1 protein-coding gene is annotated in these 283 nt (G+C 39.9%); it reads left to right on the forward strand.

All coding sequences use genetic code 11. From position 1 onward, the window contains the following. Positions 1-283, forward strand: a 283-nt coding sequence (locus C1E99_RS00410) for a G5 domain-containing protein (RefSeq protein WP_193441767.1), incomplete at both ends; no start/stop codon positions are given.

Consider the following 283-nt stretch of genomic DNA (forward strand, 5'->3'; position numbering starts at 1 on the left):
ATGTAGATAATCCTGAACTTGAAAAAGGACAGAAAGTAACTCGCGTCGAAGGGCAAGATGGAATGAAGACAATTACTTACCGTTCCGAGTACATTGGCAACCAACTTGTTTCTAAGACAAAACTTTCTGAAACTGTTAGTAAAGAACCAGTAGCACAAGTAGTTGAAGTCGGTACAAAAGTCCCAGACATTGAGCAACAAATTGCCAACCGTGTTTATTTCAACAACTCACAAGGCTGGTCTAAGGTCTATGCCTATGTTTATGACAATAAAGGCGTACCTCT

The sequence above is a fragment of the Streptococcus suis genome, from assembly GCF_002964045.1.
GTDB lineage: Bacteria > Bacillota > Bacilli > Lactobacillales > Streptococcaceae > Streptococcus > Streptococcus suis_U.